At 61.1% G+C, this 25,908-nt stretch carries 19 protein-coding genes, 1 tRNA gene and 1 pseudogene; 15 read left to right on the plus strand and 6 right to left on the minus strand.

The features are described from left to right. From FS320_RS47530 to FS320_RS01280, 3 genes and pseudogenes are all read left to right on the plus strand, one after another. Positions 1 to 266, plus strand: a pseudogene (locus FS320_RS47530) (IS701 family transposase); the annotation flags it as partial. A gap of 217 nt (positions 267 to 483) precedes the next feature. Beyond that, a complete protein-coding gene (locus FS320_RS01275; protein ID WP_152708802.1) occupies positions 484 to 1,470 on the plus strand; it encodes an IS481 family transposase in 987 nt (328 codons plus the stop codon). A gap of 309 nt (positions 1,471 to 1,779) precedes the next feature. After that, on the plus strand, positions 1,780 to 3,342 hold the full coding sequence (locus FS320_RS01280; protein WP_152708803.1) for a 2-isopropylmalate synthase: 1,563 nt from the start codon (positions 1,780 to 1,782) through the stop codon (positions 3,340 to 3,342). A gap of 237 nt (positions 3,343 to 3,579) precedes the next feature. Here the strand turns inward: FS320_RS01280 and FS320_RS01285 are convergent. Further along, a tRNA-Lys gene (locus FS320_RS01285) sits at positions 3,580 to 3,655 on the minus strand. A 257-nt stretch (positions 3,656 to 3,912) separates the two neighbouring features. Here FS320_RS01285 and FS320_RS01290 point away from each other — a divergent pair. The 4 genes from FS320_RS01290 to FS320_RS01305 all read left to right on the plus strand — a co-directional run bounded on the left by FS320_RS01290 (position 3,913) and on the right by FS320_RS01305 (position 8,568). Continuing rightward, positions 3,913 to 6,225, plus strand: coding sequence for an FdhF/YdeP family oxidoreductase (locus tag FS320_RS01290; protein ID WP_152708804.1), 2,313 nt, complete (start codon positions 3,913 to 3,915; stop codon positions 6,223 to 6,225). Then, positions 6,222 to 7,037, plus strand: a complete 816-nt coding sequence (gene fdhD, locus FS320_RS01295) for a formate dehydrogenase accessory sulfurtransferase FdhD (RefSeq protein ID WP_152708805.1) — start codon at positions 6,222 to 6,224, stop codon at positions 7,035 to 7,037. The genes FS320_RS01290 and fdhD overlap by 4 nt, the downstream gene beginning before the upstream one ends. 94 nt (positions 7,038 to 7,131) lie before the next feature. After that, positions 7,132 to 7,791: a hypothetical protein gene (locus FS320_RS01300; protein WP_192926241.1), complete on the plus strand. Its 660-nt coding sequence runs from the start codon at positions 7,132 to 7,134 to the stop codon at positions 7,789 to 7,791. Positions 7,792 to 8,040: 249 nt separating this feature from the next. Beyond that, the gene (locus FS320_RS01305) at positions 8,041 to 8,568 is read left to right on the plus strand and encodes a DUF421 domain-containing protein (protein ID WP_152708806.1); all 528 of its coding nucleotides are present in this window, start codon (positions 8,041 to 8,043) and stop codon (positions 8,566 to 8,568) included. Between the two features lie 4 nt (positions 8,569 to 8,572). On the opposite strand, the gene rhaI is transcribed toward FS320_RS01305, so the two are convergent. Together rhaI and FS320_RS01315 are read right to left on the minus strand one after the other, a co-directional pair. Continuing rightward, positions 8,573 to 9,868, minus strand: a complete 1,296-nt coding sequence (rhaI, locus tag FS320_RS01310; protein WP_152708807.1) for an L-rhamnose catabolism isomerase — start codon at positions 9,866 to 9,868, stop codon at positions 8,573 to 8,575. A 136-nt stretch (positions 9,869 to 10,004) separates the two neighbouring features. After that, complete coding sequence (locus FS320_RS01315; RefSeq protein WP_162002744.1) at positions 10,005 to 12,110, minus strand: bifunctional rhamnulose-1-phosphate aldolase/short-chain dehydrogenase; 2,106 nt, start codon at positions 12,108 to 12,110, stop codon at positions 10,005 to 10,007. A 244-nt stretch (positions 12,111 to 12,354) separates the two neighbouring features. Between FS320_RS01315 and FS320_RS01320 the strand changes: the two genes are divergently transcribed. The 7 genes from FS320_RS01320 (at position 12,355) to FS320_RS01350 (ending at position 19,576) form a co-directional block, all read left to right on the plus strand. Then, the gene (locus tag FS320_RS01320) at positions 12,355 to 13,167 is read left to right on the plus strand and encodes a DeoR/GlpR family DNA-binding transcription regulator (protein ID WP_152708808.1); all 813 of its coding nucleotides are present in this window, start codon (positions 12,355 to 12,357) and stop codon (positions 13,165 to 13,167) included. A 36-nt stretch (positions 13,168 to 13,203) separates the two neighbouring features. Continuing rightward, a complete protein-coding gene (gene rhaS / locus FS320_RS01325) occupies positions 13,204 to 14,199 on the plus strand; it encodes a rhamnose ABC transporter substrate-binding protein (RefSeq protein ID WP_152708809.1) in 996 nt (331 codons plus the stop codon). 77 nt (positions 14,200 to 14,276) lie between these two features. Further along, positions 14,277 to 15,794 carry a sugar ABC transporter ATP-binding protein gene (locus FS320_RS01330; RefSeq protein ID WP_152708810.1) on the plus strand — a complete coding sequence of 506 codons (1,518 nt, stop codon included), beginning with the start codon at positions 14,277 to 14,279 and terminating at the stop codon, positions 15,792 to 15,794. Between the two features lie 30 nt (positions 15,795 to 15,824). Further along, positions 15,825 to 16,844 carry an ABC transporter permease gene (locus FS320_RS01335; RefSeq protein ID WP_152708811.1) on the plus strand — a complete coding sequence of 340 codons (1,020 nt, stop codon included), beginning with the start codon at positions 15,825 to 15,827 and terminating at the stop codon, positions 16,842 to 16,844. Beyond that, entirely contained in the window at positions 16,841 to 17,887 is a 1,047-nt protein-coding gene (locus tag FS320_RS01340; RefSeq protein WP_152708812.1) for an ABC transporter permease, read from the plus strand. The genes FS320_RS01335 and FS320_RS01340 overlap by 4 nt, the downstream gene beginning before the upstream one ends. Further along, complete coding sequence (gene rhaM, locus FS320_RS01345) at positions 17,884 to 18,207, plus strand: L-rhamnose mutarotase (protein ID WP_152708813.1); 324 nt, start codon at positions 17,884 to 17,886, stop codon at positions 18,205 to 18,207. Before FS320_RS01340 ends, rhaM begins: the two co-directional genes overlap by 4 nt. Positions 18,208 to 18,211: 4 nt before the next feature. Further along, entirely contained in the window at positions 18,212 to 19,576 is a 1,365-nt protein-coding gene (locus tag FS320_RS01350) for an FGGY-family carbohydrate kinase (RefSeq protein WP_152708814.1), read from the plus strand. 547 nt (positions 19,577 to 20,123) lie between these two features. Here the strand turns inward: FS320_RS01350 and FS320_RS01355 are convergent. Further along, the gene (locus tag FS320_RS01355) at positions 20,124 to 21,224 is read right to left on the minus strand and encodes a GlxA family transcriptional regulator (protein ID WP_202882819.1); all 1,101 of its coding nucleotides are present in this window, start codon (positions 21,222 to 21,224) and stop codon (positions 20,124 to 20,126) included. Positions 21,225 to 21,451: 227 nt separating this feature from the next. Here FS320_RS01355 and FS320_RS01360 point away from each other — a divergent pair, with 227 nt between their 5' ends. Continuing rightward, positions 21,452 to 23,332, plus strand: coding sequence for a tetratricopeptide repeat protein (locus FS320_RS01360; RefSeq protein ID WP_152708815.1), 1,881 nt, complete (start codon positions 21,452 to 21,454; stop codon positions 23,330 to 23,332). Here the strand turns inward: FS320_RS01360 and FS320_RS01365 are convergent. Next, positions 23,251 to 25,356: a CHASE2 domain-containing protein gene (locus tag FS320_RS01365; protein ID WP_244626913.1), complete on the minus strand. Its 2,106-nt coding sequence runs from the start codon at positions 25,354 to 25,356 to the stop codon at positions 23,251 to 23,253. The genes FS320_RS01360 and FS320_RS01365 overlap by 82 nt on opposite strands. Continuing rightward, positions 25,271 to 25,828, minus strand: a complete 558-nt coding sequence (locus FS320_RS01370) for a FecR domain-containing protein (protein WP_152708817.1) — start codon at positions 25,826 to 25,828, stop codon at positions 25,271 to 25,273. Before FS320_RS01370 ends, FS320_RS01365 begins: the two co-directional genes overlap by 86 nt. Positions 25,829 to 25,908: the final 80 nt, after the last annotated feature.

Consider the following 25,908-nt stretch of genomic DNA (forward strand, 5'->3'; position numbering starts at 1 on the left):
CGGGGATGCGCTGGCGGATCGAGAGCTGCTTTGAGGAGGCCAAGGGCGAGACCGGGCTGGACGAGTACGAGGTGCGCTCGTGGACGGGCTGGCACCGGCACATCACCTTATCCATGCTGGCGCATGCGTATCTGACCATCGTGCGCCAGCACGCCATCGGGGGGAGAGACGCCCGTCAGACGCGCCGCGGGGCTGTTGCCGCTCACCGTGCCGGAAGTGCGCCGTCTGCTCTGGCATCTGGTGTGGGAGCGGCCGCCTTCGGTTGAGGCCGTCGAGCACTGGTCGGTGTGGCGCCGGCGCCATCAGCAGCGGGCGCGCGAATGCCACTGGCGCAAACGCACCCGACGCCGACGCAAGGCCCGGCTGTAGTACTAGCTGTTTGGTAGCGGAACGTTGTTGGGATCAGGTGCGTTACGCCATTGAGGAGTATACTTGGCGCTTTGACGGCCTGCGACGCCGAGCTTCTCACCGCAGGAGGACGTGATGCACTCCCTTCATCCGCAAGCCCGCACCACCCCCGCTGTCCGCCAGGAGATCGCCCGCTCGAGAGAGCCCACCGGCGTGCTGGCCCAGCGCTTCAGCGTGAGCACCGAGACCATCCGCAAGTGGCGCAAGCGCGGAGCCCAGGACTGCCAGGACCATTCCAGCCGGCCGCACAAGCTGCCCTGGAAAGCCACGGACGAGGAGCGCGCCATCGTCTGCGTCCTGCGCCAGGCCACCGGCTTTCCGCTCGACGATCTGACCTTCATCGTCAGCCATTTCCTGCCGCATCTCAACCGCGATGCCGTCTACCGCATCCTCAAGGCCGAGGGTCTGGGACGATTGCCCCCGGCGCAGCAGCGCCAGCGCCGGAGCGGCACGTTCAAGGACTATGATCTCGGCTTCGTGCACATCGACATCAAGCACCTGCCCAAGCTGCAGACCGCCGACGGGGAGCGCCGCAAGCGCTATTTGTATGTGGCCATCGACCGCTGCTCGCGCTGGGTGCACCTGGCCGTCAAGGACGATGAGCTGGCCACCAGCGCGGTCGCCTTCCTGAAAGAGGCGGTGCGCGCCTTCCCCTTCAAGGTCACGCACGTCCTGACGGATCGAGGATCCTGCTTCACGGCGGATGCTTTCGAGGACGCCTGCCGCCAGCTGAAGCTGGAGCACCGCAAGACCAAGCCCTACACGCCGCAGACCAATGGTCTCGTGGAGCGCTTCAACGGGCGGGTGCAGCGCGAGGTGCTGGGCATCACCATCTACAGCCATCGGGACCTCGAGACGCTGCTCAAGGGCTTCAATCAGGCCTATAACAGAAGACGTCAACGCGTGCTCAAGGGGCGATCCCCGGATGAGGTTGTGCGAAGCCGCCTGGCTGCCGAGCCGAAGCTCGCCAACCGCCGCTACAAGCCACCCGATGCAGACGCGTTGCCGCCAGCCCTCCAGGTCATCGCTCATGCCAAGGAGGTCTCGCATCCAGACAGATAGTCGAGCTTTGACTTTTCATTTGTTTCAACGGCTTGCTATTGGAACGAAGCCCCGTTACAAACATGCCCGTTGTTCGCGGCTTCAAGCCCGCGGCCGAGGAGGATTTGGGCAGCGATGATCATCGGCTTCCCCAGCGCATGGACGAACGGACCCGCTCCCGCGGCCGATCGCGCGCGTCTTCTTGGCCTCCTTCTCCTTAGCTGCCCCTGAGGGTCGGCTGGGCGTTGCCGCCTGGGCTCTCAGGGGTTCTGGACCAGCAGGAACAACCTTGAGCGCTAAGGCTCGCTCCCTCCGAGAAGGACTAGAATAATGACCGCTTCCGTATCCGGCTCCGCCAAGGACCGCGTTCTAATCTTCGACACGACCCTGCGCGACGGCGAGCAATGCCCCGGCGCCACCATGACCCTGGAGGAGAAGCTCGAGGTTGCGGAACTGCTCGACACCATGGGCGTCGACATCATCGAGGCGGGCTTCCCGATTGCCTCCAACGGCGACTTCGAGGCCGTCTCACTCATCGCCAAGCAGGTGAAGCGGGCCACGGTCGCCGGTCTCGCGCGCGCCATCTCGGCTGATATTGCCCGCGCGGGTGAAGCCGTGCGCCACGCTGTGAGGCCCCGCATCCACACTTTCGTCTCCACGTCGCCGATCCATCTGGCGCACCAGATGCGCAAGTCGGAAGAGGAGGTTCTGGAGATCATCACCACCACGGTGACCCAGGCGCGCAACCTGGTCGAGGACATCGAGTGGTCGGCCATGGACGCCACCCGCACGCCCATCGACTATCTGTGCCGCTGTGTGGAAGCCGCCATCAAGGCTGGGGCCACCACCATCAACCTGCCCGATACGGTAGGCTATGCCACGCCCGATGAGTATCGCGCCATGTTCCGAGCCGTACGGGAGCGCGTGCCGAATGCCGATAAGGCGATCTTCTCGGCCCATTGCCACAACGATCTGGGTCTCGCGGTCGCCAACTCCCTGGCGGCATTGGAGGGCGGCGCCCGGCAGATCGAGTGCACTCTCAACGGCATCGGCGAGCGTGCGGGCAACGCGGCACTCGAAGAGGTCGTCATGGCGATCCGCACCCGTGGCGACGTGCTGCCCTACGAGACAGGGATCGAGGCGACCATGCTGACCCGAGCCTCGAAGCTGGCCTCTGCCGCTACGTCCTTCCCGGTGCAGTACAACAAGGCCATCGTGGGCCGGAACGCCTTCGCCCATGAGAGCGGCATCCATCAGGACGGCATGCTGAAAAACGCCCAGACCTACGAGATCATGACGCCCGAGAGCGTAGGCGTGTCCAAGACGTCCCTGGTCATGGGCAAGCATTCGGGCCGCGCAGCCTTCCGCAACAAGCTGGAGGAGTTGGGCTACAGCCTCTCCGACAACCAGTTCCAGGATGCGTTCGAGCGGTTCAAGGAGCTCGCGGACCGCAAGAAGCATGTCTATGACGAGGACATCGAGGCTCTGGTCGATCAGAACATCGCCATGGCCCACGACCGCATCAAGCTGGTCTCTCTCCATATTGTGGCCGGTACCCGCGGACCCCAGCGCGCCACCATGCGGCTTCAGGTCGACGATAGGGTCGTCATCGAGGAGCAGGAGGGCAACGGTCCGGTGGACGCCACCTTCAACGCCATCAAGGCGCTCGTGCCCCACGAGGCGGTTCTGGAACTATACCAGGTTCACGCGGTGACCGAGGGCACGGACGCTCAGGCCGAGGTCTCGGTCCGTCTCTCCGCCGACAACCGCAGCGTGACCTCCCGCGCGGCCGATCCGGACACCTTGGTTGCCTCCGCTCAGGCTTATCTGGGCGCTCTCAACAAGCTCATGAGCCGCGGCGCACGCCTGCACGCTCAGCACGCGGCGGAGTAACATCCCTACATCCTGGTGCATCCCTGGCTCACTTCAGGGATGCAGCGCTGGTAGCGATTCAGTGATCCTGAATTTCGATGTCAGCGGTGAGAATCAAAGCCAGGAAATGTTGCGAAGTAGCAAGGTCGCGGCTTGCTGACGGCTCAAACCTGTCTGAGAAATTACCGAAAGCAGCCTAGCCGTTTGACATGGCCGATCCGGCTTGGCTCGTTTTAGGATCGATCTTCCTGAAGAGATTGGTGGGTGTGCAAGGATTCGAACCTTGGACCCGCTGATTAAGAGTCAGCTGCTCTACCAACTGAGCTACACACCCGTCGCCGAAGCGAGTTCAGCGGCGCGATGTCCGCTGAAGAGGCCGTGCGTGTAACAAACCGCATGCTCCCTGTCTAGCCTATTTGATGAGGTTTTTCGGCATCAGACTGCAGATTTTGGCGAGGTGCCGTCGCTGATGTCCCACCTGCGGCTTTCACAGCCTCGGTCCGACCCGTCGGAACGGTCAGGCTTTCCGATCATTGACATAGGTTATGTCGACCGCCGCGCGTGAACGGCGGCAAGCGGGAGGCTGGCCCCATGAACGACGAGCCGAAGATCCAACCCTATCCGGGGCCTGCAGGAGGGTGGGGGTCCCTCAAATCCGTCGAGAGCATTCTGACGCGGGAGGGGCGGCTCGTCAGCGGCAACGCGATCCTGCTCAAGCAGAACAAGCCGGACGGCTATGCCTGCGTGAGCTGCGCCTGGGCCAAGCCGGCGGAGCCGCATCCTTTCGAATACTGCGAGAACGGCGCCAAGGCCACGGCATGGGAACTCACCACCAAGCGGGTGACGCCCGAGTTCTTCGCCGAGCATACCCTTTCAGAGCTCAGAACTTGGTCCGATCACGATCTCGAGGAGGCAGGTCGCCTGACGCATCCCATGCGCTGGGACGCGGCGTCTGATACCTACGTGCCCGTCAGCTGGGAGGAGGCGTTCCACGGGATCGGCCAGGAGCTGAAAGGTTTCGATCCACGCCAGGTGGTGCTCTACGCGTCCGGCCGCGCGTCGCTCGAAACGTCCTATATGTGGGCGCTGTTCGCCCGGCTCTACGGCACCAACAACCTTCCCGATTCTTCCAACATGTGCCACGAGAGCACCTCGGTGGCTTTGCCTCAAAGCATCGGCGATTCCGTGGGTACCGTGATCCTCGACGATTTCGAGAAGACCGATTGCATTCTGTTCTTCGGTCAGAATGTCGGCACCAACAGTCCGCGCATGCTCCATCCGCTCCAGGAGGCTTCGAAGCGCGGCGTCCCCATCATCACCTTCAATCCTTTGAAGGAGCGCGGTCTCGAGCGCTTCACCAATCCGCAGGCGCCGACCGAGATGCTGACCGGCTCAGAAACGCGTATCTCGTCGCAATATCATCAGGTAAAGATCGGTGGTGACATCGCGGCGCTTATGGGGCTGGCCAAATCCTTGATCGAAGCCGACGATCGGGCACGGGAGGTCGGCGGAAAGCCGGTTCTCGATCACGCCTTTATCACCGAGCATACTCATGGCTTCGAAGAATTCGCCCGAGCCGCGCGGCAAGCGTCGTGGTCCGAGCTGGAGAGCCGCTCCGGTCTTCCGCAGGCGACACTGGAGGCGGCTGCGACCGTTTATGCTCGGGCGAATGCCGTCATCGGCATCTACGGCATGGGGCTGACCCAGCACAAAGCCGGCGTCGAGAACGTGCAGATGCTCGTCAATCTACTTCTCCTGCGTGGCAACATCGGCAAGCCGGGCGCCGGCATCTGCCCGGTGCGCGGGCATTCCAACGTGCAGGGACAGCGCACCGTCGGCATCACGGAAAAGCCCGAGCTGGTGCCTCTCGACAAGCTCAAGGGGCAATACGGATTCGAGCCGCCGCGCTGGAAGGGCATGACGACGGTCGAAGTCTGCGAAGGCATCATCAAGGGCGAAGTAACGGCTTTCGTTGCGCTCGGTGGAAACTTCGTGCGAGCTGCGCCGGAGACGGCGGCATTGGAGCAGGCCTGGACACGCTTGCGTCTGTCCGTGCAGATCTCGACCAAGCTCAATCGCAACCATCTCATTCCTGGCGAGATTTCCTACATTCTTCCGTGCCTCGGACGCATCGAGATCGACGAGCAGGAAACCGGACCTCAGGCCGTGGCCGTCGAGGATTCCACGGCGTGCATCCACGGCTCCAAGGGCGTGGCGAAGCCCGCAAGTCCCGACCTCCTGTCGGAGCCGCGCATCGTCGCGGAGATCGCGAAGGCGACGCTCCCAGTGAACGACAAGGTTCCCTGGGATGAGTGGGTGGCCGATTATGCTCGCGTCCGCGATGCGATCGAGGAAACCTATCCGGAGGATTTCCGCAGCTTCAATGAGCGCATGTGGCAGCCTGGAGGCTTTCACCGTCCCATCGCGGCACGTGAGCGGCGCTGGAAGACCAAGGCGGGCAAGGCCAACTTCATCGCACCCAAGAGCCTCGAAGCGGACCTTGGGATTGCAGAGCAGGATCCTGATGTCTTCAAGCTCATGACGGTGCGCTCCAACGATCAGTTCAACACGACGGTCTACGGCTATCACGACAGGTTCCGAGGGGTCCGCGGCACCCGCATGGTACTCTTCATGAATTACAATGACATCGCTCGTCTGAAACTGGCGGAAGGGGATCTCGTGACGCTGACGACCGCCGTTGATGATGGCATCCTGCGTCAGGTGAGCGGCTTGCGTGTCACGCCCTATGAGATTCCCGAAGGCTGCTGTGCGGCTTATTATCCGGAGTGCAATCCGCTGATCCCGGTTTGGCATCATGCGGATCAAAGCAAGGTGCCTGCCGCGAAATCCATTCCGATCCGGATTGAGCTTCTGCAGCAACGGCAGCCAGAGGCAGCGGAATGACCTTGCACCTTTCGCCCGTCATCCGCCTGCCGCGCATGAGCGTCGCACAGGACGTCTGTGCCGCCGGCGAACGTGTGGTTCCGGAGGAAACGCCCGTTGCCCTGACCTACAACGGGTCCACGCATGCGGTGATGATGGCGAGCCCATCCGATCTGGAAGATTTCGCCCTCGGCTTCAGCTTGTCCGAGGGGATCGTTTCCGATCCCGCCGATCTCAAGTCGATGGAGATCGCTGAGCACGATCGCGGATGTGAGATCAGGATGTGGCTGTCGGATCGATGTAGTGGCTCCTACCAGACGCGCAGGCGCGCATTGGCAGGCCCTGTCGGTTGCGGATTATGCGGTGTGGAGTCCCTCGCCGAGGCCACGCGCCCGGTCAAACCGGTTACGGGCTCTCTTCGATTGCAGCCCGGTGCCATCAAAGCCGCCATGGCTGACCTCTCAGAGGCCCAACGCCTGAACCGGGAGGCGCGAGCCATCCATGCCGCGGCCTTCTGGCGTCCGAATGAAGGCGTGGTCGCCATTCGGGAGGACGTCGGACGTCACAATGCTCTCGACAAGCTCGCCGGAGCCTTGGCCTCGGCATCAGAGCCATGCTCCGACGGTATCGTGTTGCTGACCAGCCGCGTGTCCGTCGAGATGGTGCAGAAGACAGGGCGTATGGGTGTGTCGATCCTGGTAGCGATTTCCGCGCCAACGGCTCTGGCCGTGCGCGTGGCGGAGAGCTGCGGAATCACATTGGTGGCCATCGCCCGGGGCGATGCCTTCGAGGTGTTCACCCATCCTGACCGCATTGCCCTTCGAACATCCTGAGGGAACGAAGCGGCGCTGAACCGATTGTGTCAAAAGCGAAGCTTCATCTCGGGCACTCATTGTCTGATTCAGCAAAGGGTGCGCGGCACGGGCAATGGCGCAGCCGGCTTTCCGGCGCTGGGTGTTCGGCCTCATGTTCCTCGGAGCCAGCATCACTTTCCTACCGATGCACGTCACCGGCCTCATCGGCATGCCGCGTCGCGTCTACACCTATCCGGTCGGAATGGGATGCTCAATCTCGTCTCTACCATCGGTCACCAGCCGTGAGCCTCTATGGGATCAGCCGAATCTATTGAAGGACGTGGAAGACGGTCGCTACTATCTGCCTGGAACGGCAACGGGAGGACGCGAGGCGCTGGTGACGAGCCCGTTCGACGCGCGGCCGCAATACATCCTTCAGATCCCGGGTCCCGGATGGCAGCCGGTGCTGGCCGCTGTGTTTACGGCCGCCTTCTTCCTGCTCCTGGCGGTGAAATTCGTTTTCACATCGGTGATCTGCGGAGTGCTGGCGATCGGCTGCGTGATCTGGTGGCTCTCGGAGACCGATCCGGGTGCGGTCCGTCCGCCTGCCGACATCGGCGGCGACATCGTGATTCCGGTCTATGTCACCGGATCCATGAACCATTCCTGGTGGGCGATGATCGTTCTCATGGTGGTTTCGGGCGTGGTCTTCACCTGCCTGATCTTCTCGTACCTCTGCCTGTGGCTCGTGAATCCGGGTGCATGGCCGCCTCACGGAACCGAGCTTCTGTAAAGGATCTGGCCCTTCACCGCAGCCGCTCTCTTTATCGTCCGTGCGCTCTCATCATCACCACTTCTGCGTTGGCCTGGTCGCTTCGCGCGTATGGACAGATGCGGGATCACGCCGTCACGACGGATCTGTTCATGAGCCACGCTGGCGCGCTGATCAACGGGTTCTCACTTCTGGTTATCCTTTGGCAGGGGCTTCCTGCCTCCATCCTTCCGGCTTGCGCCTAGCCGCTCGATAATACGAGGTCCGACCATGATTAACTGGCAGGAGATATTCATACCTGTTCATTCGATACCCGAGATCATCGTGCGCGGGACGATGACCTACATCATGCTGTTCGTGATCCTGAGGTTCCTGCTCAAGCGGCAGACCGGCGTGATCGGGGTGGCGGACCTTCTCGTGATCGTCCTCATCGCCGATGCATCGCAGAACGCCATGGCGAATGAATACAAGTCGATCACCGAGGGAGCGATCCTTGTCCTCACCATCGTCTTCTGGAACTACGCCATCGACTGGCTCGGCTTCCACTTTCCGGCGTTTCAGCGCTTCACCCGACCTCCGCCGCTTTTGCTGATCGACAATGGAAAAATGCTGCCCCGGAACATGCGTCGAGAGATGATCACGACAGAGGAACTCAACAGCCAGCTTCGAGAGCAGGGGATCGAGCACTGCTCCGAAGTGAAGAGGGCCTATATCGAGGGCGACGGAACGATCAGCATCATCCGAAAAGACAAAGGAGAGACTGGCGGAAATGCAGAGTCGTTGAAGGAAATAGCTTAGGTCCTCAGACGATACCGCCGCTACCCCCGACGACAGGGGGACGCTCCTTCGAAACAGCCTGGCGATAGCCGCTGGCGCGGTATGCCGCAATCGGATCGATAGCACCGCCGGCCTGCAGGCGCGCTGTCGCCAGGATCGGCTCGACATCGGTTCGGTAGGCGGACTTCAGAGTCTCCGAGGCCATGAGGGCATCATTGTCGTCTTGATAGCCTTCGAGTGCCTTCCGGTTCACGAGAAGCGCCTGGGCATAGGCGCGGCGGATCTCGTTGGCGCTGCGGATCAGGCTCTCGATCGGATCGGTCACGTTGTGCGACTGGTCGATCATATGGGCCGGATGGAAGTTCTCGGCTCGACGGTGCTCGGCATCCACCAGCTCGTTGAAGACGAGGAAGAGGCGATGAGGGTCGATGGCGCCCGTATCGAGATCGTCGTCGCCATATTTCGAATCGTTGAAGTGGAAGCCGCCGAGCTTCTTGAACTGGATCAGGCGGGCGACGATCATCTCGATATTGACGTTCGGTGCATGGTGGCCGAGATCGACAAGGCAATAGGCCTTTTCACCGAGTTCCGTGGCGATCAGGTAGTTGGTACCCCAATCCTGCACGACGGTCGAATAGAAGGCCGGCTCGTACATCTTGTGCTCGGAGAAGATGCGCCAATCCTCCGGCAGCCGCTTGTAGATGGTCTTCATGGAATCGAGATAGCGCTCGAAGCTCCGGGTGAAGTTCGTCTGCCCGGGAAAGTTCGAACCGTCGCCGATCCACACCGTCAACGCCTTGGAACCGATCGCCTCGCCGATCTCGATGCACTCGATATTGTGCTTGATGGCCTGCTCGCGTATCGCAGCATCGGTATGACTCAAGGAGCCGAACTTGTAGCTCTTCTCCTGGCCCGGCGCATCGGAGAAGGTGTTCGAGTTCATGGCATCGAAGCCGAGACCCAGCGCATCGCCATGAGCCTTGAGACGCTTCGGATCGTTGACCTTGTCCCACGGGATATGCAGCGAGACGGTCGGTGTTGCACATGTGAGCTGATGGATCACGGCGCAATCGTCGATCTTGTCGAAGATGTTTCGCGGCTCGCCAATGCCGGGAAAGCGTGCGAACCGGGTGCCGCCCGTGCCGACGCCCCAGGAGGGGACTGCCACGAAGAACTGCGCGACCTTGCCGGTTATCGCATCGATATCGATGCCATCGCGCGCGAGCTTGGCACCCAGAGCATCGTAATCCGCATTCAGAGCGGTCATGCGCTTCTCGTTGTCAGCGGAGACGATCTCTCCCGCAATCCTTTGTTCCGTCATGGCGTCCTCCCTAGAGCATCAGACCCAAAAGTGGATCCCCTTTTAGGACCCAATCTGATGCTCAATTCCTTAAGCAGCGCATCGCCCGGAGCGGAAAGCCGGGGCCACTTTTCCGCACGATGCGCTGGTGCGGATCTTAACGCGTGAATGATGTCGCGTTGCCCGCATCCACATTGATGATGTTGCCGGTCGACTTCGCAGAGAGATCGGATGCGAGGAAGTAGATCGCTTCGGCAATATCTTCCGGGAAGACATTGAGCTTCAACAGCGAGCGCTTGCGGTAATGCTCCTCCAACTCGTCGACGGCGAGCTTCGACGAAGCGGCGCGCTGCTCACGCCATTCCCCGGTCCAGATCTTGGAGCCGCGCAGAACAGCGTCCGGATTGACCGTGTTCACGCGAATGCCCGCGTCGGCGCCCTCCAGCGCCAGGCAGCGGGCGAGATGAATTTCCGCCGCCTTGGCGGTGCAATAGGCCGAAGCATTGGGCGACGAGGCGAGGCCGTTCTTCGATGAGACGAACACGACATTGCCGCCGAGCTTCTGGCGCCGGAACAGGCGGAAGGCCTCCCGCGAGACAAGGAAATAGCCTGTCGCGAGAATGTCGATATTGCGGTTCCACATCGCCAGATCTGTGTCCTCCACGGGAGCCGAAGAGGCGATGCCGGCATTGGACACCAGGATGTCGATGCCGCCGAATTCGACGCTGGCCTCCACAAAGGAGGACAGGACGTCAGGTTCGCTCGTGACGTTGAGCTTCACGCCGCGCACCGCATCCTGTCCGAAGCGCTTGGAGAAATCCTCCACTGTCGTGGTCAGCGATTCCTGATCGATATCCGCGAGCACCACGCAGGCGCCTTCGCCCACCAGCCGTTCGGCGGTGGCGCGACCAATGCCGCCGGCGCCACCGGTAATGAAGGCGACACGACCGGCGAGGCTCTTCGGCTTCGGCATGCGCTGGAGCTTGGCTTCCTCGAGCAGCCAGTATTCGATGTCGAAGGCTTCCTGCTCGGGAAGGCCCTGGTATTCGGACACCGAGGAGGCGCCGCGCATCACGTTGATGGCATTAACGTAGAATTCGCTGGCGATGCGCGCCGTCGCCTTGTCGCGGGCGAAGGACAGCATGCCGACACCGGGGATGAGGAAGATCACCGGATTGGGATCGCGCATCTTCGGGCTGTTCGGATGCTTCGACTGCTCGTAATACCGCGTGTAGTCGGCGCGGTACGCCTCCAGTGCGGCATCGAGACCGGCGAGAACTGCATCGACGTCCGGCGACTTTGGGTCGAAGTCGAGGACGAGCGGACGGATCTTCGTGCGCAGAAAGTGATCGGGGCAGCTGGTGCCGAGCTGAGCGAGGGGGCTCAGGTTGGCCGAATTGACGAATTCAAGCACCGCTTCCTGATCGTCGAAATGACCGAGCTTGCGCTCCGCCTGGCCGATCTTGCCGCGAATCTCCGGCATCAGGCGCGCTGCGATCTTGCGGCGCTCGTCCCGCGAAAGGCTGGACGTCACCGCGCCGCCGAAAGCCGACTTGCCCGCCGTCTTCTCGGCAAACCATGTGATGGCCCGATTGATGATCCGCAGGGTCAGCTGGTAGCATTCCTTGGCATCGTCGGCCCAGGTAAACAGGCCATGGCTTTCGAGCACGACGCCCTTGGCGCTGGGATTGGCCTTGGCGAAAGCTTCGAGATCGAGGCCCAGCTGGAATCCGGGGCGGCGCCAGGGCAGCCATCCGATCTCATCCCCGAAAATCTCCCGAGTCAGTTCACGGGAGTTCCTGGACGCCGCAATCGCGATGATCGCATCGGGATGCATGTGATCGACATGCTTGTAGGGGAGGAAGCCGTGGAGAGGCGTGTCGATCGAGGCTGCCCGGGTGTTGAGGTTGAAGGTGGCATGGGGCAGGAAGCCCACCATGCGGTCTTCGTCCTCGACGCCTTTGTAGATGTTCTTCAGCGACCGCAGCTTGTCCATATAGAGCGTTGCGAAGCCGTCGAGCTTGATCGTGCCAACATCCCCGCCCGAGCCCTTGACCCAGAGCACCTCGACCTTTTCCCCCGTCAGCGGATCGGTCTCGGTCACTTTCGCCGATGTGTTGCCGCCGCCGTAATTGGTGATCCGCTTGTCGGTGCCGAGAAGATTGGAGCGGTAGAGCAGCAGGCCCGGCTCGTCGAGGGTGGCTGCCTTTGCGTCGTCCCAGTGATTTTCGAGGAGTTTGACGGCTTGGGTCGCAGTATCCACAATTTCCTCCTGACGGCTCGTGAGGCCGTGTGATGCCTCAGATTTGAGCGGAAAGGTGGCGGCAGCCTCCCGCATTGTCAACCAGAAACGATCAAGATTGATCAATGATGATCATGATACGAAGGTGGTATGCCGAAATTGATTGACTGTGATTGGTTTGGTGAGCAGTCTAAGCTGGAACTTGCGTGAACCTGAAGGGTACTCGATCTTCCTGATCTTTCTTGAGCCGCCTTGTTGAGGAACCATGCACGAACGTGAAAGGCACCGGATCATCCTGAGCGCCGTCCAGGAGAAGCCGGTCGCGACAGTCCAGGATCTTGTGGAGTTGACCTCCGCCTCGGAGGCCACGATCCGCCGCGACATCGCGGCCCTGCACGTTCAAGGGCGCCTGCGCCGGGTTCGCGGTGGCGCGGAGGCGCTTCATCCGGCTCAGATCGGCAGCCTTGCGGCCAAGCCGTTCCGTGTGTCGGAAGGCGAGAACATTGCCAAGAAACGGGCGATTGCCCGGGAGGCCGTGGCGCTGTGCACGGAGGGGGACGCCATCATCATCAATGGCGGCACCACGACATTTCAGATGGTGCATTATCTGATCGCCCGCCGTTTGCAGGTTTTCACGAATTCGTTCGCCATCGCCGAACATCTCGTCAAGCATTCCAAGAACCAAGTGATGCTGCCGGGCGGATCGATCTATCGCGACCAGAGCATCATCCTCTCGCCGTTCGAGAACGACGTGACGCGCAATTTCTACGCTCGCCGCATGTTCATGGGCGCCCAGGGCATCGGCGCGCTCGGCGTCATGGAACAGGACGCTCTGATCATCCAGGCCGAGCAGAAGCTGATCAATCAGGCTGACGAGCTGGTTCTGATGGTGGATTCCACCAAGTTTCAGCGCCGCTCCAGCCTCATTCTCTGTCCTCTCGACCGTGTCTCGACGCTGATTACCGATGACGCCATCCCGGATTCGGCCAGAACCATGATCGAGAATGCAGGGATCAAACTGATCATCGCCGGAACGACGGCGGCGGATCAGTCCGTGGAATCCTCATCGGCGGCCTGAGAGCCGGCGAGAGGTGTTTGAAAAGGGAGGAAGAACATGAAAACATTTGCAAAGCTCGCCCTCGGCACAGCATTCGGTCTGGCGCTCTTCGCCGGATCCGCAAGCGCGCAGAATGTGAAGATCGGCCTTGTCGCAAAATCTCTCGGCAACGGATTCTTCGAAGCCGCCAACAAAGGCGCGCAAGAGGCGGCGAAGGAGCTGGGCGGCGTCGAGGTGATCTATACCGGACCGACCAGCACGACGGCCGAAGGGCAGATCGAGGTCATCAATGCCCTCATCGCGCAGCGCGTCGATGCGATCGCGATCTCGGCGAATGACCCCGATGCAGTCGTTCCGGCGCTGAAAAGGGCAGCTCAGCGCGGCATCAAGGTCATCTCCTGGGATTCCGCCGTCGGCAAGGACGGGCGGATCGTGCACCTCAATCCGTCGTCGAACGAGTTGATCGGCAACATGTGCCTGAAGCTCGCGGCGTCCCACCTGCCGGACGGCAAAGGCGATTTCGCGATCCTGTCGGCGACTTCCACCTCGACCAACCAGAACACCTGGATCGCCGAGATGAAGAAGCAGCTCCCGAAATACCCCGGACTGAACCTTGTCACGACCGTCTACGGCGACGATCTGGCCGACAAGAGCTATCGCGAAGCGCAGGGCCTCTTGAAGTCTCATCCGAATGTGAAGGTGATCGTTGCTCCGACGACGGTCGGCGTGCTCGCAGCCTCGCAGGTGGTGAAGGATGCCGGCAAGATCGGGCAGGTCTATGTAACAGGCCTCGGGCTTCCCTCCGAGATGGCCGGTGCCGTCCATTCCGGCGCGACGAAGGAATTCGCCATCTGGAATCCGATCGATCTCGGCTATACCGCGACGCAGATCGCCTATCGCCTGGTCAAGAAGGAGACCGAGGGCAAGCCCGGTTCCGAGATCAACGTCGGCCGCATGGGTAAGATCAAGATCGGCGACAACGGCGAAGCCGCCATGGCCGACCCCTTCGTCTATAACAAGAGCAACGTCGACGAGTTCGCCAAGATCTTCTGAGATCGCGAAGCCACTCAGAACGAGGGCGCGGATAGCCGCGCCCTTCTTGCTCTCATCAGCAATTGCCAGGGTTTCCCATGTCCGTGGTTCAAGCGGTTCCCGAGGTCCTGCCTCCGCTTCTGGAGATGCGCGGAATCTCCAAGTCGTTTCCAGGGGTCAAAGCCCTCGATCATGTCGACGTCACGCTCCATCCGGGAACGGTGACGGCGCTGATCGGCGAGAATGGCGCGGGTAAATCGACGCTCGTCAAGATCCTGACCGGGATCTATCAGCCGGATGGCGGTGAGATCGTTGTCGATGGCGTTCCGGTGCATTTCGCGAATGCCGAGGCGGCGATCCGCAGCGGCATTACGGCGATTCATCAGGAGACGGTGCTCTTCGACGAGCTATCGGTCGCCGAGAACATCTTTCTCGGGCATGCGCCACGCAATCGGCTGGGGCTCGTCAATTGGGGCGCGATGAATGCGCGCGCCGCAGCGCTGCTGACCTCCATCGATGCGCCGATCAGTCCTTACACCCGCCTGAAGGACCTCTCCATCGCTCATCGCCATCTTGTCGCCATCGCGCGCGCGCTGTCGGTCGAGGCCCGCGTGGTCATCATGGACGAGCCGACCGCTGCACTGTCCTACAAAGAGGTGGAAGACCTCTTCCAGATCATCGAAAGGCTGAAGCGCCAGGGCAAGGCGATCCTCTTCATCAGCCACAAGTTCGAGGAAGTTTATCAGATCGCCGAAAGGTTCGTGGTGTTCCGCGATGGCCGCTCCATCGGTTCCGGGCTGCTGTCACAGACCGGGCAGGACGAGATCGTGCGCATGATGGTCGGTCGCTCCGTCGAGCATGTTTTTCCGAAAATGGATGTGGCAATCGGAAACACAATTCTAAAGGTCTCGGGATACTCCCATCCGACAGAATTCAACGAAATCTCCTTCGACCTGCGCCGCGGAGAAATCCTGGGTCTCTACGGACTGGTCGGGGCAGGGCGTTCGGAGTTCTGTCAGGCCCTGTTCGGCGTCACCCATCCAAGCGCGGGGGCCCTTGAATTGGAGGGACGCCGGATCGACATCCGCTCTCCGGCGGATGCCATCGCGGCCGGCATCGTCTATGTCCCCGAGGAACGTGGCCGCCACGGTGCCGTTCTGCAGATGCCGATCTTTCAGAACATCTCCATGGCGACGCTCGGCAAGACGACCAGGGCGGGCTTCCTGCGTCAGGCGGAGGAGTTCGCTTTGGCGCGGCGGTATGCCGAGCGGCTGGACCTTCGTGCCGCAGCACTCTCGGTTCCCGTCGGCACCTTGTCCGGTGGCAACCAGCAGAAGGTCGTCATCGGGAAGTGGCTCGCGACCAAGCCGAAGGTCATTATCCTTGATGAGCCGACGAAGGGCATCGACATCGGTTCGAAAGCCGCGGTGCACGCCTTCATGAGCGAGCTCGCGGGTGAGGGATTGAGCGTGATCATGATCTCGTCCGAACTCCCTGAGATCCTCGGTATGTCCGATCGCGTGCTGGTCATGCGCGAGGGCCGGATGGCCGGCCTATGGGAGCGAGACGGTCTCGATGCCGAGATGCTCGTACGGGCAGCGACGGGCAATGTGTGACATGGCAGGACAGGGAACCTGGAAGCTACGATGAGCCTAATCCTGAAGTATCGTGAACTCCTGCTGGTGGCGATCATCGTCGTCTTGATCGCGATCTTTTCCTATCGAGCACCAGGCTTTGCGTCGCCGGAGAGCCTTGCTAACATCTTCAACGATACATCCATCCTGATGATCCTGGCGCTCGGTCAGATGGCGGTGATCCTCACTAAGTCCATCGATCTGTCCGTGGCCGCCAACCTATCGTTCACCGGCATGGCTATCGCCATGACGAACGCGGCCTATCCGCAGATCCCGCTTCCTCTTCTCATCGTGATGGCCATGAGCATCGGAGCGTTCCTGGGCGCGATCAACGGCTTCATGGTCTGGAAAATCGGCATTCCATCCATCGTGGCGACGCTTGGTACCCTGACAATCTATCGTGGCATGGCCTTCGTGGTCTCCGGCGGAGCCTGGGTCAACCAGACACAGATGACACCGGCCTTCCTCAATACACCACGCGTTGCCGTGCTCGGGCTGCCCTTGCTCGGTTGGGCCGCCGTCCTTGTGATCGCGATCATCAGTCTCGTCTTCACGCGCACGGTGTTCGGGCGCGCCCTCTACGCAGCCGGTGGCAATCCGACGGCCGCGCTCTATGCGGGAATCGATGTTGGGCGCACGCGTTTCTTTGCCTTCGTGCTGTCAGGCTCTCTGGCGGGTCTCTGTGGTTATCTCTGGGTGTCTCGCTATGCCGTCGCCTATGTCGATATTGCGGCTGGGTTCGAACTCGATACGGTCGCTGCCTGCGTGATCGGTGGAATTTCGACGCTCGGGGGCATCGGCTCCGTCGGAGGGGCAATTCTCGGTGCTCTGTTCCTCGGTGTGATCAAGAATGCACTGCCTGTGATCAATATCTCGCCATTCTGGCAGATGGCCATTTCCGGCTTCGTGATCATCGTCGCCGTTCTCTTCAATGCGCGGCAAGAGAAGCGGAAAGGTCGCCTCATTCTTCGGGACGCCGAGAAACGCGGACCGAACCTGGCTGAAGCACCGGCCGAAGGAGCAGCCGCATGAGCACGCTCGCTCTCGAGAAACAGCCGACGCGGCATATTCCTGACAAGCTCTCGACACCGGCCGGGCGAATCCTCGGCAGCTGGGAGACCCTGCTTGCCGCAGTCGCCATTGCGATCTTCATCTCCAATTCGCTGGCATCTCCGCACTTCCTTGATCCGTGGAACCTGTCGGACGCTACCTACAACTTCACCGAGAAGGCCATGATCGCCTTCGCAATGACGTTGCTGATCATCTCGGGCGAGATCGATCTGTCGGTAGCTGCCATCATCGCATTGGCTTCGACGGCCATGGGGGCGGCCGCACAGGTCGGCTTTCAGACCCCGGCTCTCGTCGCAATCGGGCTTGCGGTCGGACTGCTCTGCGGAGCCTTCAACGGTTTTCTCGTGGCGCGCGTCGGCCTTCCGTCGATTGTCGTGACCATCGGCACGATGAGCCTGTTTCGAGGCATCGCTCAGATCGTCCTCGGCGATCAGGCCTATGGCGGCTACCCAGCGAGCTTCGCCTGGTTCGGGCAAGGCTACATGTCGGACTTTTCCTGGTGGCCCGCACTCCCCGGTTTCGAAGTCGTCACCTTCGAAATGGTCGCCTTCGTCGTTCTTGCCTTTGCCTTCGGCGTCCTGCTCCACCGGACAGCGTTCGGACGACGGATCTATGCCATCGGCAACAACGCTTTCGCAGCCCAGTTCTCCGGCATCCCGGTTCAGCGCACCAAGTTCCTCCTGTTCCTGATGACCGGCCTCATGAGCGGGTTTGCAGCCGTTTGCCTCACCTCGCGATTGGGCTCGACCCGTCACACCATCGCAGCCGGCTGGGAACTCGAGGTGGTCACCATGGCGGTGCTCGGCGGCGTCAGCATTCTGGGTGGTTCAGGAACCATGCTGGGCGTGGTACTGGCCGCGATCGTGATGGGGCTCGTCACATTCGGGCTTGGACTTCTCAATGTGCCCGGCATCGTCATGTCGATCTTCATCGGCCTGCTGCTGATCCTGGTGATCGCGCTGCCGATTCTCATCCGCCGCATCCGTTCAAAGGCAGCAGCATGAGCGCAAAAGAAAAGTATGCCTTCAAGATGCAGCTCAACCCGGGCATGGAGGATGAGTATCGCCGCCGGCATGATGAGATCTGGCCGAAACTGGTCGAGCTTCTGAAGGAAGCGGGCGTCGAGGATTATTCGATCCATCTCGACCGGGAGACCGGCATTCTCTTCGGCGTTCTGTGGCGGCGGACGGATCATAGCATGGCGGATCTGCCAAGCCATTCGGTCATGAAACGCTGGTGGGCCCATATGGCCGATATCATGGCGACCAATCCCGACCAATCGCCTGTCGACACGCCGCTTGTCACTGTCTTCCATATGGCATGATCCGATGAAAGTCGCAGTACTCGACGTCGGCAAGACCAATGTGAAAGCCGTCATCGTCGATGCCGGGGAGAGGCGTGAGGTCGCGGCCCACACTCGCCCCAACCGGGTCCTGACCGACGGATCCTACCCGCACTTCGACGTGGATGGGATTTTCGCCTTCTTCCTGCAGTCCCTGAAGGAGCTCAATTCGGAATTCGAGTTCGATGCCGTTTCAATTACCGCGCATGGCGCGAGCGGAGCGCTATTGAGCGCCGAAGGCCTGGCGCTGCCGATCCTCGATTACGAGTTCCGTTACCCGGTCGACGTCGAGGCTGCCTATGATGAGATCAGACCGCCCTTTTCGGAGACGTTCTCACCGCGCCTGCCTGGCGGCCTCAATCTCGGAGCTCAGCTTCACTACCAGAAAGCCGTCTTTCCGGAAACATTCGCGAATGCGCAGGCCATCGTCACCTACCCGCAATATTGGGGTTGGAGGCTGACCGGAATTGCGGCCACGGAGGTGACCTCGCTTGGCTGTCATACCGATCTATGGAGACCAAAGCAGGGAGGCTTCTCGTCGCTCGTCGAGACGCTTGGGATTGCCGGGAAGCTGGCCCCCGTCAGGAAACCCTCTGATCGTCTGGGCTATGTGACGGAGGAGATGTCTGCGAAGATCGGGCTTGCTCGGCCCGTACCCCTCTACTGCGGCATTCACGACTCGAACGCTTCGCTTCTGCCGCATCTCGGTCAGCACGAGGCGCCGTTCGCCGTGGTCTCGACGGGCACATGGGTCGTGATCTTCGCAGTCGGTGGGGACCTCGATCATCTCGACTCGAAGCGTGACACTCTCGCCAACGTTGACGCCCTTGGCCGTGCCGTGCCTTCCGCGCGTTTCATGGGGGGACGTGAATTTGAACTGCTGACAAAAGGGCAGGGGACGGCGACGCCGGAGGCCATCCATCGTGTCTTGGAGGAGCGCATTGTCATGACACCAAGTGTCGTGCCGGGATGCGGGCCATTTCCCGATGCCGAACATCGCGTCGTCAATGCCTCAAACGGATTGAATGCGGATGAGACCTATGTCGCGGCCTCGCTCTATGCAGCTCTGATGACGAAGGCTTGTCTCGATCTGACCCGTGCGGCAGGTCCCATCATCGTGGAAGGGCCCTTTGCGCGCAATACCCTCTACGCAGAGGCTCTCTCGAAGGCAATTGGACGCTCAGTCATTGTCGTTTCCAGTTCGACCGGAACGAGCGTTGGTGCGGCTCTCCTCGCGGTTGGATCCTCAGCTCCAAGCTCACTTCAGGAAGGGCGAGAAGCTTCCTCCCATCAGCTTCCGGACAGCTTTCAGCAGTACTGTGCCGAGTGGAATCGGTACGTAGGGCCCTAATCGGATCTGGACGACCGATCCCGTTGTGCGGGAGCGCTTCACCCGCGCACGAGGCCGTGACAAAGTATTCAGCCTCTCGATTAGCATGTCGCCCATATCGACGAAGCGTTGCGCGGAACACAGCCTCCTTTTGATCGTCGCTATGGCCGTAAAGCATCTGCGCTCGTCCGCGCTTGAAAAGATGATCAGCCGTGCTCCGACCATTTGCAGGCGAGCGGACGATGTGGAACGGAAACAGGGAAGTGTCGCCAGACTCTGAGTCCTGACGTCAATTGCATCGTTAGATCGTTCGTCAGACACTAACTCTTTATCGCATCATCACCGCGCAATTCTCATCCTTAGCCTGCCACATTGCAGCCGCACTGCGACGCTTAGCTTGAAGAACAACCCGGTTCTAATATTGGAAAAGCGAAATAGGTTGCTGATGAAAATGGAACGAAAGAACCTAACACTCGCGTTGGACACGGACAGCATTCTGTCAGAACTCGAACGCACGATGGTGGCTTCTATCGCTCTGATGAAGCGTTTGCGGCGCGAGAGAAGGCGTTCAATCCGGATTGAACGCTCGACGGAAGAGCAGAGCGCCTGATCGAGCGATTTCGATCCCGTGGTGAACCCATGGCGCGGCTTGTCGCCTCTCACCAAGAGGTTCTGGCGGGAACCTCAATGCGAGAGTCGCGCCGATCGACAGGATTTGTGATGGGTGGTGTTCCGAAGCGGGTTCGGTACTCCGTGGGACACACCCCCGTATGGCGTTTGAACAAGTCCCGAAAAAAATCACGTCCTCATAGCCGACGGCTTGGCTCACTTCCTGGATGCTCCGCTGTCCGTCCTCCAACAATCTCTTCGCCATGGTCACGCGAATAGTATGGATGTAGCTTAAGGGGGTGTGCCCAGTCGCGTCCTTGAAACGGCGGATAAAGTTGCGAGGGCTCATCCCGACTCTCGCTGCTATGGCTTCCACACCGATGGGTCGTTGAAAATGTTGATGGACCCAGTCCTGAGCGCGCTGGATATTTTCATCGTTATGGTCCTTGCGCAGCATGACATCCGCGAACGCGACCTGCCATGTGCGGGGCATTTCGATCAGCAGGGCCTTAGCGCATTCCAAGGCGACTTCGCGACCTGCAAACCTCTCGACCAGATAAAGGCTCAAATCCGCGGCTGAGTTGATGCCGCCGCTGCAGGCAATGTCTCCGGCATCCGTGATAAGATAATCCGGTTGCCAGTCCACATCGGGAAAGCGCTTGCGATAGATTTCAGCCAATCCCCAATGCGTCGTCGCGCGCTTGCCGTCGAGCAACCCTGCCTCGGCCAGCAGGGCAACACCCGAACAGACGCCTGCGACCTTTGTTCCTGTGCTGGCCCATCTCTGCAGCCATGGGATGATAGCGGCATTATGCTCGATGACGGCATCGATCACATAGCCCGTCTGCATCATTGTATCGAACGGCAATCCGCCTGCGGGGACGAAGACAATATCGGGTTGCTCCACAGCCTCGACGGCGCAGGAAGGGAGGAGCGAGACCAGCTGATCCGTGACGGCAGGGCCGCCTCCGAGCGACGCGGTGGTGACACGAAACCGTGGTTCCGGTGCCTTACCTTTCAGAAGATTCCAAAGGACGCCCGTATTGCGGAAGATCTCCATCGGGAGAAGGGCCGTCGAGGCGCATCCGCCATTCAGGAACAGAACGACCACGTGGAGCATCGGTGCGTCTCCTTGGCAGTTTTGCCTCCTCACGTTGTCATGATCGCCTCTCCTGAGCAAGCAAACTTCCAGGCACAATCAAGGTGAGTCTGCTGCGTCCGTCGTTCGGCATCGGACGGTAGCGCCTGCGGGCGCTCGGTCTTCCGCCAACCTGGGAATCTGTGCTCATGACGACCTTCATCGCTCAGCGCTGCCGTCTCTCGGTAAGATCCGTGCTTCTCTCGGCAACTGCCGTCTTGGCAATTCTTACGGCAAGGTCCGTCGATGCCTGCCCGCTTGGGAGTCATGACAGCCCGCGGGTACGGATGCTGCATGCCCTGCAGAATCCAAGCCAGCACGGCGCAGGGCATCATATGACAGTCACGCAACTCCAATCGCAGCCGCAGGAGGTTCAGCCGAAGCGCACGGAACTCGGCGCCTATAGCCGGGACCTGCCGCGAGGCGCCGCTGCTCCACGCTCGGAGGAAAAGCCGCCCCTTTACGATAATCTCGGTCAACTCTCCTGGGCCGTGACCAAAGATCAGAACGGGCAGGCTCAGGCCTACTTCGATCAGGGTTACCGGCTGGGTTGGGGCTTCAACCACGCGGAGGCGGCGCGTGCATTCCGGGCTGCCCAGGAACTCGATCCGAACTGTGCCATGTGCTTGTGGGGTGAGGCCTGGGTTCTGGGCCCGCATATCAACTACCCGATGGATGCCGACGCGAATGCGCGCGCCCTTGTCGTGCTCGAGAAGGCGCGAGGCCTCGCTGCGGACAGTGGCGACCTGCAGGTCGCGTTGGTGGAAGCCCTCTCGAAGCGGCACTCACCCGATCCCAATGCCGATCGCAAAGCCCTGGATCAGGCTTATGCGGATGCCATGGAGGCTGTGCAGGCCCGCTTCCCGCAGAACTCCCATATTGCGTTGCTTACAGCCGATGCGCTCATGAATCTCACGCCCTGGGATTATTGGGCGGATGGCGGAAAGACACCGAAAGGAAAGGCGGAGAGGATCGTTGCACTGATCGAAGGCGTTCTTGGAACGCGGCAACTCGGGCCTCTGGAGGCGAACCCCAATCATCCGGGCGCCATCCACCTCTACATCCACGTCGTCGAAGCATCCGATCATCCGGAGCGGGCTGCGCCGCATGCCGAGCGACTGGAAAAGCTGATCCCGGGGGCAGGGCATCTGGTGCATATGCCAAGCCATATCTGGTATCGCCTCGGACGCTGGCGCGAGAGCCTTGATGCGAACGTGCGTGCGGCGGCCGCCGATGAGGCATTCCTGAATCGGGGAGGCGCAAGTCTTCTCTATTCGGAAGCTTACTACGCCCACAACATCCATTTCGTCATGGTCTCGGCCTTGACGGGAGGCGATGGGCGCACAGCCGTGGATGCGGCGCAGAAGCTGTCCGGCATCATCTCCGATCGGGCCAAGCGTGAAGTGCCCTGGACGCAGCCCATCGCTGCTGCACCCTACAACGCTCATGCTCTTTTCTCAAAGCCTGAGGAGGTGCTGGCTCTCCCGCAGCCGCAGGGAGATTTCCCCTTTGTCGAAGCCGCCTGGCATTATGCGCGCGGGGTTGCACTGGCCCGTCTCGGGCGCGCAGATGAAGCTCGCGCCGAGGCGACTGCCATTGAGGCCTTGGCGAAGAGGCCGGAGATCACGGCCTTGCCCGATGCAGGTGTGCCCGGACCGGACGTGCTGACCATTGCAGCCCGCGAGATCGAGGCGCGGATCGCACAGGCTGCGGGAGATCAGGCGAAGGCTGCCACGTTGTTCGCAGAGGCCGCCGCCATCCAGGATCGGTTGCCCTATATGGAGCCGCCATACTGGTACTATCCGGTGCATCAGTCACTCGGGGCGGCGCTGATGGCCCAGGGAAAACCCGCAGAGGCCGAGGAAGCGTTTCGTGCTGCGCTCCAGCGCTCTCCGAACAATGGGTGGGCTGCTGCAGGATTGCTTCTCGCTGCAAAGGCGCGTGGCGATCAGAAATCGGTCGAGGAAGCGCAGGCCCTGATGCAGAAGAACTGGTTCGGCACGGGCATGCCTGCACCCGACGAACTCTGAAGCGGCCTGACCGCATTTCGGCATGGGGAAAACCCCTGGTGGAAATCATCAAGGCTTTCCCCTCGGGCTTCTGTGGATCTTCTCCTCCAGAACCAGACTTGCAGCGAACCTGCTCGACCGCGGATCGGAGTGGCAAGTGGGCCGTCCAGAATTCCAGATTCAAGAACCGAGCGTGCCGGTCCCGCCGCATGGTAGAGAGCATCGCTCAAAGCGACGCTGACGTGGTGGGCCGCCGCAACTTCCATCAACCGACTCGCCACGTTGACCGTATCGCCAGTCGCGGTAATGTGCTGGTGGCTGTCGCCTCCGAGCCGCGATGCGATGATCCTTCCGTAATGGGCGCCGATCTTGAAGCCGATACGCGATGCGATCGGCTGCGGCACCGTCGCGAGCCAACTCTCCATGCGCATGGAGAGAGCAACGCAGGCGGCCAAGGCATGACCGGCATCCTGAGGAGAGGGATCTGGAAGCCCGAACAGAATCATCGCGCCATCTCCCATGAAGCTGGCGACAATTCCATGGTTCCGCACGGTTTCCTGATCGACAAGGGTGTGGAAGCTTCGAAGAATCTCGCGGGTGTCATCGAGGGGAAGGACTTCGGTCAGGCCCGTGAACCCCGACAGGTCGATGAAGATCAGCGCGGCCTGCTGGCGTACCGGTTTGATGAGAAAGATCGGATCCTTGGTCAGCCGCTCGGTCAGGCTTGGAGGCTGAAAGCTCTGCAGGGTTCGGCTCTGCGCGCTCAGGCGCTCCGCCCGGCTGCGATCAAGCCAGAGCCTCGCCGCTCCAAAGAGAGCGACGGGTGGCGTTGCCGCCCAAAGCGGCAGAGCCGCGCTGAGCCAGATACCCTGCGTGAATGCCACGACAGTGACGCCGATCCATAGGGTGGTGATGCCGGCAATAAGAGCCAATCCCCAGATGCTGCGATGCCAGGAGAGAAGCAGCACGAAGAGAACCGGCAGAATGACAGCCACGGTTGCGTCGATGAGACGAACATGCCGATCACGCACGAGGCCATCGCCTTCCATCAGATGAGCGATGGCGGTCGCCAAAACCTCGACACCCGGCAGTACAGGATCAAAGGGGCTCGGAAATGTGTCGCCACCGCCCGCCACCGTCGCGCCGACTACGATAACCTTGTCGCGAACCGCATCTTCCTCGACATTGCCGTTCAGGATCTGACCCGCGCTGATCGTGCGAACAGTGCCGCCGGGGCCATAAAAGCGAAGCGTTAGGGCGTATCCTCTCTCGGTGCTCGTCGATATGCCGCCTATATCGATGCCGTCCGAGTGAAGAACAGGGTCGCGGTTCATCGCAATGGAGACGGCCCGCAGCGGAAAAGAGGGTATAATCCGGCCGTCTGACCGCAGCAGAAGAGGAACATGGCGCGGAACGCCCGACGCATCCGTCGCAATGTTGACGACCCCAAGAGTTCCGGCACGAGTCAGTGATTCAAGCGGCAGAAGCAGGCTTTGTGCGACAGGAAGGCCCTCAGAGTTGTCGTCGGTCGGTGCGAGCGCATGTTGCGTCGCGCGTCGGAACAGGCCCGCAGCGGCGAGAACGCTCGGCGCTCCACGAAGGGCTTCAATGAGCGCAAGATCGCCTTCCGCCGGGCCCGGATCGATGAACAGGATATCGAGCGCGATCGCCTTAGGCTTCATGTGTCCGAGTGCCGAAACAAGACGGGCCATCGTTGCCCTGGACAGGGGATAGGATCCTGTTTCGTGAACCGTCTGATCGTCGATGGCGACGATCGTAATCGCATCCGGCGCTGGACGTGGTCCCTGGATCAGAAAACGTAAATCGGCCAGGGGCGCTTCCACGCGGTCGAGGAAGGCTGCGCGGCCTTCCCGATACGACAGCGCAAGTCCAGCGCCCCAGAGACCGGCCAATGCTGCCGCGATCAGAGTGAAGGCGTAGCGCCGATCCATATCGATGTCATCGTCCGAAGCGCGCCAGGAGAGCAGACGCACGAGCGGCGGGCCACCGTCTGACGACCAGAGGCGCCGTCCCCGGTTCCACATCGACACCCTCTCCTGGACCCAGATTAACGCTGGCGGTTCCGCCGCTCACCCGCCTGACCGATGCACGCCCGGTGACCACGAAAACAGCTGTCTTGCCTCCAGCGACATCGACTGCCCATTGCGTGCCGCGCACGGCCGCGATGGCCTGAGGGGTCAGGATCTCGAAGCCTTGCCTGCTGGATCGCGCCGGTGCATCAATGAAAATGGCGCGGTTCCGCAGGCTGACTGCGTCTGGCTGGCTATCCCCATTCCGATCGACGAGATTGTAGTCGGCTCCTGCCTCGGCCTCGATGGTCAGCCCGTCACGACAGCGCAGAACCTGCCTTTGTGGAGCCGGCGCAGCCTGCAGCGCACACCCGACGTTCTGTGCCTCCGCCTCTCCAGGAAAAAGCAAGCAAGCAAGAAGGACAGGCAGAATGTACCCGATGGCCGCAAGGTCGATTGCCGGGCGGTCCGTCCGATCCCATGCCATGATGTAACTCCGCCGCCAAAGGACCGGCCGTTCTGTCGAAGGGCATAAAGATTTTGAAGGGTTATACTATGAAGCCCGTC

It is taken from the genome of Microvirga tunisiensis, assembly GCF_009296175.1.
Lineage (GTDB): Bacteria > Pseudomonadota > Alphaproteobacteria > Rhizobiales > Beijerinckiaceae > Microvirga > Microvirga tunisiensis.